This is a genomic window from Roseiarcus sp. (assembly GCF_049514155.1).
In the GTDB taxonomy this organism is placed as follows: Bacteria; Pseudomonadota; Alphaproteobacteria; order Rhizobiales; family Beijerinckiaceae; genus Roseiarcus.
The window spans coordinates 1-8,457 of record NZ_JBEKVH010000177.1; the positions used below are offsets into that span (position 1 = coordinate 1).

Sequence of the window (8,457 nt, forward strand, 5' to 3'; positions counted from 1 at the left end):
GACGGCGCATTCGACCGGGTCGCCGGCGTCGCGCAGGTCGACGAACTGGACGCCCTTGACGACGCGGCCGTCCTTGACGTCGAGGCAGGGGATGACGCGCGCCTTCAGCATTATTCGGCGGCCGATTCCAAGAGGGGTCTCTTGATGAACTCCCAGAAGACCCCAAGCATACGGCCCGCAGAATCAGACGAACTCACGTCGGCGACGAAGAACAGACGCGAGCCGGCAAACCTGAGGAACCGATCTGAAATCTCGGACGCCGAAAGACTGCTCTTGAGGAAGCACACGTGACCGTCGAGCGTGTACATCTCCGCGCCGGTGTCGAGCGAATCGACAAAATCTCGCAGTTCGAGTTCGCTGCCGCTACCGTCGTCGAACACAAGCAGATGTTTCTTCATGGCTCGTCTCCGTCGCCAGGACTGCCGGGCAGGCTTTCGGTCCGCGCGATCTCTCGCGCCACGTCGACAATTTCGGGGCTGGCGCCCTGTTTGTAAAGCACCTGCAGCTCGCGTTGTCGGATTACGAATTCCTCAGATTGTAGCCGATCTGGATGCTTCAGGGCGAAGTAGACGCCGACAGCCAAGGCGACCAACAGCGGGAGCGCGGCAAGACCGAGACAAGCGTATCTCGTTGTCGGATCGTCTCTAAGAAAATAGGTCGCAATAAGAAAAGCCACCGTCCAAACAAAGCACCAAAGGAAAGGATTCAGAGCACTTCGAACCCGCACGACGCCGGCTCGCGAAATTGCGCTTCCTATAACGTCTTCGATTCTCATGATGCTCGTAAGCTCTCCGCCGAGCGGATCAGCGCCAGCGCCTCGCGCGCGTCGAGCCGGCCGTCGTAGAGCGCGCGGCCGGTGATCGCGCCGGCGAGCGGCCGGCAATCGGGCTCGAGCAGGCGCCGGATATCCTCGATCGAGGCGAGCCCGCCCGAGGCGATGACCGGCGTCGCGACCGCCTCGGCGAGCGCGACGGTCGCGGCGACGTTGAGACCCTGCATCACGCCATCGCGACTGATGTCGGTGTAGATCAGCGCCGCCACGCCGGCGTCCTCGAAGCGGCGGCCGAGGTCGACCGCCGCGACGTCGGAGGTGCGCGCCCAGCCGTCGACCGCGACGCGGCCGTCGCGCGCGTCGATGCCGACGGCGACGCGGCCGGGGTACAGCCGCGAAGCCTCGCGCACGAAACCGGGGTCCTCGACCGCGGCGGTGCCGATGATGACGCGCGCGACGCCCTTCTCCAGCCAGCCGGCGACCGTCTTCATGTCGCGGACGCCGCCGCCGAGCTGAACCTTCATCGACACCGAGGCGAGGATGCGATCGACCGCCCCGGCGTTCATCGGCTTGCCGGCGAAGGCGCCGTCGAGATCGACCAGGTGCAGCCACTCGAAGCCGCGCTCCTGGAAGATGCGCGCCTGCGCGGCCGGATCGGCGTTGAACACGGTCGCTTGCGTCATGTCGCCGCGCACGAGGCGCACGCATTCGCCGCTCTTGAGGTCGATGGCGGGAAACAGGATCAAGGACGCCACCTTTCCGACGACGTTGTCGCGACCGACCATCGCGGTCACCGGACCGCCGTAGTCGGCGACGGCGACGACGTCGCCGGGATTGGCCGGGTAGAGCTGGAACGAGTGGACGAAATAGGCGTGCAGGCCGCCGTCGCCGGTCGCGATTCCATCAAGCAACGGGTGTTCGCGACGAACTTGCAGCGTGTTCCAACCCATATGCGGAATCTTGAGTCCGGGCGCTTCGTGAATCGGAGCGACGTCGCCGCTGATCCAGTCGAGGCCGGCGACGACCTCGTACTCGAGTCCGCGCGTCGCCATCAACTGCATGCCGACGCAGATACCGAGGAACGGCCGGCCGCGGCGGCGCACCGCGTCCGTGAGCGCTTCCACCATGCCGGGCACGGCGTCGAGCCCGCGGCGGCAATCGGCGAAGGCGCCGACGCCGGGCAGCACGATATGCTCGGCGCGCGCGACGTCGTCCGGGTCGCTCGTCACTTTGACGACGCGGTCGAGCCCCGCTTCGCGCGCGGCGCGTTCAAAGGCCTTGTGGGCGGAATGGAGATTGCCCGAGCCGTAGTCGACGATTGCGACGCTCATTTCAGCCCCCCGCCTCCGGGAACAGGCCGATGACCGCGTGCGGGGCGCCCGCGGCCGGTCCGCTGCGCGGCGGCGCCGACGGGCGCGGGGCGTCCGCCAAGTCGGCGGCGCGGGCGAAAAACGCGCGCTCGGCGCCCGAGGAATCGGCGGCGCAAACGATGTCGGCGAGCGGCCGGCCGCGCCGGGTCAAGGCCGCCGCCTCGAGCGCGCGGCCTTCGAAGCCGAGATAGAGCGCGGCAAGGACGTAGAGCCAGAACGCGGCGCCAGGATTGAGCAGCCCGTACGCCGTCGCCCCCCCGGCGAGCGCAGCAGCGACGATCCACAACGCAAGCGGCCGCCACAGGCGCCGCGCGATCAGCCACAGCGGAGCGAAGACGAGCGCAGGCCAGACGAAACCGACCCGGTACACCCGGGCCTGCTCCAAAGCTTCGCTGGATCGTGGGAATTCAGGGGCGCAATGCGCCGCAAAGATCGTCATTCAACGCAGCCGCCGCAGCGGCATCCTTTCCGGTTCGTTTACAACGCGCCCTTGGTCGAGGGAATCCGGGCGGCCTGTCGCGGGTCAATTGCAAGCGCGGCGCCAAGCGCCCGCGCGACGCCCTTGAAACAAGTCTCGGCGATGTGATGGCTGTTCGCCCCGTACACGTTTTCAATATGAAGCGTCAGGCCGCCGTTGACCGCGAAGGCCTGGAAAAATTCGCGCACCAGCTCGACGTCGAAGGTCGCGATTTTCTGGGTCGGAAATTCGACGCGGAAGACCAGGAACGGTCGCCCGGAAACGTCGATCGCGACGCGAGTCAGCGCTTCGTCCATCGGCAGCAGGCAGTCGGCGTAGCGGGTCAATCCGCGTTTGTCGCCGAGCGCCTGGCGCAGGGCCTGGCCGAGCGCGATGCCGACGTCCTCGACCGTGTGATGATCGTCGATGTGCCGGTCGCCCTCGGCGCGCACGGTGAGATCGATCAGCGAATGGCGCGCGAGCTGTTCGAGCATGTGGTCGAAGAAGCCGACGCCGGTCCTGACGTCGGACTTGCCCGAGCCGTCGAGATCGACGGCGACGTCGATCTTGGTCTCGCTGGTTTTGCGCGAAACGGCGCCCTTGCGCATGATCTAGCCTTCGGATGGCGTGCTTTTGGGCGGCGTGATAGCAAGCTCCGCGCCAATTGACCACCCGAAGCCTGCGCGACCTCGAATTCTAGCCGCGATACGGGGGGGCGCATTTTTCTTTTGTCAGATCAATCCGTCGTCGCCACTTGACGACGAGAACAGGCGCCGTCATATTCTAGCCAGAAATTCTAGCTAGAAAATTGGCGACGATGTCTCGACGCGAATGGTCCGTCCAGGACGGCAAGAACCGCTTCAGCGAGCTGCTCGAAGGCGCGCGGCGCGCGCCGCAGACGGTGACCAAACATGGAAAGCCGGTGGCGGTGGTGGTCGCGGTCGACGAATACGAGCGGCTGCGGCGGCTGGAGCGTCTCGAGGCGCCGACGTTCGCCGAAGTCCTGCTCGCCATGCCGCGGGGCGAGGTCGAGTTTCCGCGCGCGAGCGCCAAGCCGCGCGATCTCGATCTCTGATGTATCTCCTCGATACCGACGTGTTGTCGGCGCTCGCCAAGCGGCGCCGCGACCCTCACGTCGAACGTTGGCTCGCCCGGCGACGTGACGACGATCTCTTCCTGAGCGTTATCAGCGTCGGCGAGATCGAGCGTGGGATTGCAATGCAACGCGACCGCGATCCGGCATTCGCCGAAAGGCTCGCGACGTGGCTCGACAGGCTATTGGCAGGTTACGCCGAACGCTTGCTGCCGTTCGATCTCGCCGCAGCGCGCCGTTGGGGCGAGCTGAGCGCGCGAACCGGCCATGGCGGCGCCGATTTGCAGATCGCCGCCACAGCGCTGGCGCGCGGCCTGACGGTCGCGACGCGCAACGGTCCGCATTTCGCGCCAACGGGAGTTGCGCTCGTTAATCCGTTCGATCCGGCGGCTGTCTGAATTCGCTTCGCCTTGTCATATTAGCTGCACGACGGCGCGCTTGCGTTTTGCGACAGACTTCGCCGCCGATCTGCTGGGGGAAAGCCTCATTCGCTTGGGTAAAAACCGCCGTGATCCAAGGCGCGCGGCCGGCGCTCAGAAGGCCATGTGTTGCACCACAAGCAGGCCCACGCGAGATTGGACAGATCATTATCGCCGCCGCCAAAGCGCCAATGGACGTGTTCAAGACTGCCGATCCGCCTGCCGACCTGCGCCCAAGCGATTGGGGCGCCGCTCGGACCCGACGGTCGCGATTCAACGGCGAGCGATCCGCAATGAGCGCAGCGTCCGCGTGCCGCTACAATGACGTTCCAGACATCGGCGCCGCTCAACCGGTTGCATGGCGCAGCGGACAAAAGCCGTTTTCGATTTGCCTTCTTGGCCGCAGCGTAGCAGCGGACCATGCGTTCACTTCGCGTGGTTCGCTGAAGATAATCCACCCATGACCCGAACACGGGAAGCGGGGGCTCAGGAACAGGCGTCCCTGGCATCTGCCATTTTGGTGCGGCAGGATCGCCCATTGGGGCGCTGCGTCAGTGCGCGACCGTCGCAATATATTCGACGCGCACCGCGTAGCCGCGACACTGACGCTCGATGGCTGAAACCGCTGCGGCTGGGTCCTTCGCCGCGACGGCAAAATGGCCGACCGTTGGCGTGTCGAAAAACGCTTGCTGATAGCTGTACCTGACAATGTGAACACTCATGGAACCCTCGTTTGTTCGAGAATGAGCGAATGTTAGAGCAGTCCGCGAGACGAAGCAAGTAATACTACGATTTTTATTACTGATGCGAATCAATAAAGAGAAACCAATCAAACAATTTCAATTCGGCACTTTGGTTTCGGTGTTTCGAAGTCGGTGTTTTCAATTAATTACGAATTACGGCGACATGATTCGCATTGCGTAATTCGGCGCGCCGCGGGGCGAAGACATAGACATTGACCAACCCGCATCGCCGCAACCCAACTCGCCCCTTTACCCTTCCCCCGCGACCTTTCGCAGCTTGACCAAATCGAGCGCGAACGTCGGCGTCTCCACGGGAAGGCGAGTGAAGCCGTGGTGGACATAGAAGGCTTCGGCGGCCGGCGAGATCGCGTGAACGATCACCAGCCGGGCCGAGACCTCGGCCGATGCGCGCAGGGAACGCTGGATAGCGTCGGCGAGCAGAGCGCGTCCCAACCCCTTGCCCTGCCACGGGCGATCGATCGCCAGCCGCCCGAGCACAACCGCCGGAATGAACTTCGGCATGTTTCGCCGCATGGAGCCTGTGGCCTCGTCGGCCAGGATTTGCCCCATGCTGAGGGCGAAGTAGCCAATAACGCGAGACGAACCGGTCGGGCAGACGACATAGGTTCGGCTGGCCGCCGTCAGCAAATTGTTCCACGCGCGGCGGCGCAACCACTCGTCGAGAACGGGTTCGCCGGAATCGAATGCCGAGCCGTCGTGAGCTTCCGTCAGCAGGACAGGAGCGTCGAAGGACGGCGGCGCGTTACTCACTTCGCCAAGGGGACTTGGATTGAAGGATGCGCTTCATCCCGATCGTTTCGGCGGGGGTCGCGCCAGAGTCCATCCAATCCATGATCTTTTGGAAGGCCTTCGCGTCGGCGTGGATGGTCGTCTGATCGAGCAGAACGTTCTTGGCTTCTTTGAGAGCCGAGGCGATCATGAACTGCGAGCGGTTGGCGCCGACGAGTTCCGCCGCCTGGTCGATGATCGCCCGATCCCGCGCCCGCGCGCGCAGGTGGATATTCACTTCGGCGATTGTCGATTGCTCGTTCATCGCTCGACGATGCCATAATGTGTTGCTGTTGTCAACACATTGCGCGCGCGAGTCTGGCGATCCTGCCTCGCCTACACCCGGACCGGGCTCTCCGGGAACGACAGTTGCTCCCTCGCCCGCCAGTCGTGGGTGACGTAGTTGAGGATCACCGAGCGGCGCACGCCCTCGATCCGGCGCTTTTCGAAGCCGTGCCAGGTGTTGTCGGCGGGCACGAACACCATCGCCGCGCCGCGCTTGAACGGCGAGACGCCGTAGTGGCGCTCCTTGCTCCAGTAGATGTCGGTGCCGAGCTTTCCGTGGCCGGAGCCGTTGGAAAGATAGATCAGGCAGGTGAACTTCTTCACTCCGAGGTCGGTGTGCGGTTCGAGCCAGAAGCCGTCGACGTCCTGCGCATATTCGAGCCGAAGGAACGTGTCGTCGATCGGCGCGGCGAAGGATTCGGCGATCAGGCGGACGATTCGCGGCGACTGCAGCGCCTCCGCGACCGCCCGCATGGCGGGAAAACGCGCCATCGCCGCCGCGTCGAAATAGCTGCGCGAGTCGTTGTGCAGCTCGCGCCGCCCGGAGACGCCGGCGAGGTCGGGCGCGGCGAACGGCAGGTCGGCGAGCGCGTCGGCGACGTCGGCGGGAAAGACGTCTTCCAACAGATAGTGGCGATAGGGCGCGTCGAAACTCGAACGGCGGGCGGCGGCGGCGGCGAAGGCGTCGGCGACGCGATCGGCTTCGCCACCGAGACGGTCGTCGGCGGCGTTGGCGTCATGAATCGACATGGCGTTCACCTCTTGCTTGATCGATTCTAGCGGCGCTGCGGGTCAGGCCATGCCCAGCGCGGCGAGGTAGAGATCGAGGATCTCCTCTTCCTCGCGCAGCTTGTCGCGGTCTTGTTTGCGGATCGAGACCACCTTGCGGATCACCTTGGCGTCGAAGCCGTTGCCCTTGGCTTCGGCATAGACGTCCTTGATGTCGTCGGCGAGCGCCTTCTTCTCTTCCTCGAGGCGCTCGATGCGCTCGACGAAAGCGCGCAGCTGCCCGCCATTTACCGGATCAGAAGAGTCGGCGACTTTGGCTTCCTTGGCCATTCCACGTTCCGTTGCTTGCGATCTGGGAGACTTTTTGCGGCCCAGCCATGGCCGCCCGCACGCGGCGCGTCAAGCCGGCGGTGGGGGGCGCGGGCGGCCCTCGGCATGGCTGCCCCAGTCCTGTGGCGCCCGGATCGCAGCGGGCGCGGCGAGCGGCGCGACGATTCGCGCCAACCGGTCGGCCCAGGCTTCTGCCGCGGCGCGCTCGCCGATCAGATCCTGGCGCAATTCGATCAGCGCGTTGGCGAGGCCGCGCGCGGTGGCGATGGCGTTGATCGTGTCGCCGGGCAGTCCGCCGTCGTAAGGCTCGTTGTCGCCGACCGCATCGGGGCCGATGTCGGGCTCCGCGCCGAGCGCGCGAATCAGCGGCGCGGGCAAGCGCGGATCGGAATCCCATAGCACGCCGACCTTCCACGGCCGCGCCTGTCCCCGCCAATGCGGCGTGAACGAGTGAACCGACAGGATCGCCGGCGGCTCGCCGCTCGCCAGCATCGCCTCGACCGTCGCCGTGATCGCCGACCGGTAGGGCGCCCAATAAAGCTTGCGGCGGCGTTCGATTTCCGCCGCGTCGATTCGTGCGTTGCCGGGCACGAGGTCGCCGTCCGACACCCGCATCACCAGCGTCGGGTCGTCGTCGCCGCGGTTGGCGTCGATCAGCAGCCGCGAGAAGGTCGAGAGCACCGCCGGCGCGCCGAGCCTTTCGGCCAGCCGGCGCGCCAGCCAGGCGGCGCCGATGTCGTAGGCGATGTGGCGCTCGAGCGCCTCGCGCGGCAGGCCGAGGTCGCCGTAACGCGGCGGCAGTGCGTTGGCGGCATGGTCGCAGACGACGAGGACGCCGCCGTCGAGCGCGCCGGGAATTTGCTCAAACGGCGCGAAATCGTCGTCGGCCTCGTCGGCTTCGCGCCACGCCCTCGCATCCATGCCGTCCCCTTGCCGGTCGCCTGCGGCAAGAATAAGGACGGCGCGGCGCAACGCCAACGCCATCGCCCGCTCCGGGCGCAGGAATCGCAATCGGATGATGCAAGCCTCCCCCGCGGCGAGGCCGCAGGGCGGCTTCGGCGCGTCGTTCGCCGCCCTGGTCGTCGGGGCGCTGGCGATGGGCATATCGCCGATTTTCGTCCGCCTCGCCGACGTCGGGCCGTTCGCCAGCGCCTTCTGGCGGGTCACGCTGGCGCTGCCGCTGCTGTGGGCCTGGCTCAGAATCGCCGAAGCGCGCGAGCCGTCCGACGGGCGGATCGGCCGCGCCGACATCTTCGCCGGCCTCGCCTTCGCCGGCGACCTGTTCTTCTGGCACCTGTCGATCGTCACCACCAGCGTCGCCAACGCGACCTTCTTCGCCACCTGCGCGCCGATCTGGGTGGTGGCGTTCGGCTGGCTCATATTCGGCGAGCGCGCGGCGCGAAGGATGCTGATCGGCATCGCGTTGTGCGTCGCCGGCGGCGCGGCGCTGCTGGCGCAGAGCTTCCATCT

The 8,457-nt window shown here is 66.0% G+C and carries 15 protein-coding genes and 1 pseudogene; 3 read left to right on the top strand and 13 right to left on the bottom strand.

Features of this window, described 5'->3' with window-relative positions; genetic code table 11:
- The 7 genes and pseudogenes from ABSF49_RS18730 to hisB all read right to left on the bottom strand — a co-directional run.
- Positions 1-111, bottom strand: a 111-nt coding sequence (locus tag ABSF49_RS18730; protein WP_424114170.1) for a HisA/HisF-related TIM barrel protein, incomplete at its 3' end; no start/stop codon positions are given.
- Positions 111-398, bottom strand: coding sequence for a hypothetical protein (locus ABSF49_RS18735; protein ID WP_424114158.1), 288 nt, complete (start codon positions 396-398; stop codon positions 111-113). The genes ABSF49_RS18735 and ABSF49_RS18730, both read right to left, overlap by 1 nt.
- Complete coding sequence (locus tag ABSF49_RS18740) at positions 395-775, bottom strand: hypothetical protein (RefSeq protein WP_424114159.1); 381 nt, start codon at positions 773-775, stop codon at positions 395-397. Before ABSF49_RS18740 ends, ABSF49_RS18735 begins: the two co-directional genes overlap by 4 nt.
- A complete protein-coding gene (gene hisA / locus ABSF49_RS18745; protein ID WP_424114171.1) occupies positions 772-1,527 on the bottom strand; it encodes a 1-(5-phosphoribosyl)-5-[(5-phosphoribosylamino)methylideneamino]imidazole-4-carboxamide isomerase in 756 nt (251 codons plus the stop codon). Before hisA ends, ABSF49_RS18740 begins: the two co-directional genes overlap by 4 nt.
- Positions 1,528-1,542: 15 nt before the next feature.
- Positions 1,543-2,103: pseudogene (gene hisH, locus ABSF49_RS18750) on the bottom strand (imidazole glycerol phosphate synthase subunit HisH); the annotation flags it as partial.
- A 1-nt stretch (position 2,104) separates the two neighbouring features.
- The gene (locus tag ABSF49_RS18755) at positions 2,105-2,512 is read right to left on the bottom strand and encodes a DUF2628 domain-containing protein (RefSeq protein WP_424114160.1); all 408 of its coding nucleotides are present in this window, start codon (positions 2,510-2,512) and stop codon (positions 2,105-2,107) included.
- Between the two features lie 107 nt (positions 2,513-2,619).
- Positions 2,620-3,207, bottom strand: coding sequence for an imidazoleglycerol-phosphate dehydratase HisB (gene hisB, locus ABSF49_RS18760; protein WP_424114161.1), 588 nt, complete (start codon positions 3,205-3,207; stop codon positions 2,620-2,622).
- A gap of 209 nt (positions 3,208-3,416) precedes the next feature.
- On the opposite strand from hisB, the gene ABSF49_RS18765 reads away from it, so the two are divergent.
- A complete protein-coding gene (locus ABSF49_RS18765) occupies positions 3,417-3,674 on the top strand; it encodes a type II toxin-antitoxin system Phd/YefM family antitoxin (protein WP_424114162.1) in 258 nt (85 codons plus the stop codon).
- Complete coding sequence (locus tag ABSF49_RS18770) at positions 3,674-4,090, top strand: type II toxin-antitoxin system VapC family toxin (protein WP_424114163.1); 417 nt, start codon at positions 3,674-3,676, stop codon at positions 4,088-4,090. Before ABSF49_RS18765 ends, ABSF49_RS18770 begins: the two co-directional genes overlap by 1 nt.
- A gap of 572 nt (positions 4,091-4,662) precedes the next feature.
- On the opposite strand, the gene ABSF49_RS18775 is transcribed toward ABSF49_RS18770, so the two are convergent.
- The 6 genes from ABSF49_RS18775 to ABSF49_RS18800 form a co-directional block, all read right to left on the bottom strand.
- Positions 4,663-4,833: a hypothetical protein gene (locus tag ABSF49_RS18775; RefSeq protein ID WP_424114164.1), complete on the bottom strand. Its 171-nt coding sequence runs from the start codon at positions 4,831-4,833 to the stop codon at positions 4,663-4,665.
- A 270-nt stretch (positions 4,834-5,103) separates the two neighbouring features.
- Complete coding sequence (locus ABSF49_RS18780; RefSeq protein WP_424114172.1) at positions 5,104-5,586, bottom strand: GNAT family N-acetyltransferase; 483 nt, start codon at positions 5,584-5,586, stop codon at positions 5,104-5,106.
- 31 nt (positions 5,587-5,617) lie between these two features.
- Complete coding sequence (locus ABSF49_RS18785; RefSeq protein ID WP_424114165.1) at positions 5,618-5,908, bottom strand: type II toxin-antitoxin system TacA family antitoxin; 291 nt, start codon at positions 5,906-5,908, stop codon at positions 5,618-5,620.
- A gap of 71 nt (positions 5,909-5,979) precedes the next feature.
- Positions 5,980-6,678 (bottom strand): 2OG-Fe(II) oxygenase, encoded by a 699-nt coding sequence (locus ABSF49_RS18790; RefSeq protein WP_424114166.1) that lies wholly within the window; start codon positions 6,676-6,678, stop codon positions 5,980-5,982.
- 42 nt (positions 6,679-6,720) lie between these two features.
- Positions 6,721-6,987 carry a DUF2312 domain-containing protein gene (locus ABSF49_RS18795; protein ID WP_424114167.1) on the bottom strand — a complete coding sequence of 89 codons (267 nt, stop codon included), beginning with the start codon at positions 6,985-6,987 and terminating at the stop codon, positions 6,721-6,723.
- 69 nt (positions 6,988-7,056) lie between these two features.
- The gene (locus tag ABSF49_RS18800) at positions 7,057-7,971 is read right to left on the bottom strand and encodes an N-formylglutamate amidohydrolase (RefSeq protein ID WP_424114168.1); all 915 of its coding nucleotides are present in this window, start codon (positions 7,969-7,971) and stop codon (positions 7,057-7,059) included.
- A 31-nt stretch (positions 7,972-8,002) separates the two neighbouring features.
- On the opposite strand from ABSF49_RS18800, the gene ABSF49_RS18805 reads away from it, so the two are divergent.
- On the top strand, positions 8,003-8,457 hold a 455-nt coding region (locus tag ABSF49_RS18805), incomplete at its 3' end, for an EamA family transporter (RefSeq protein ID WP_424114169.1).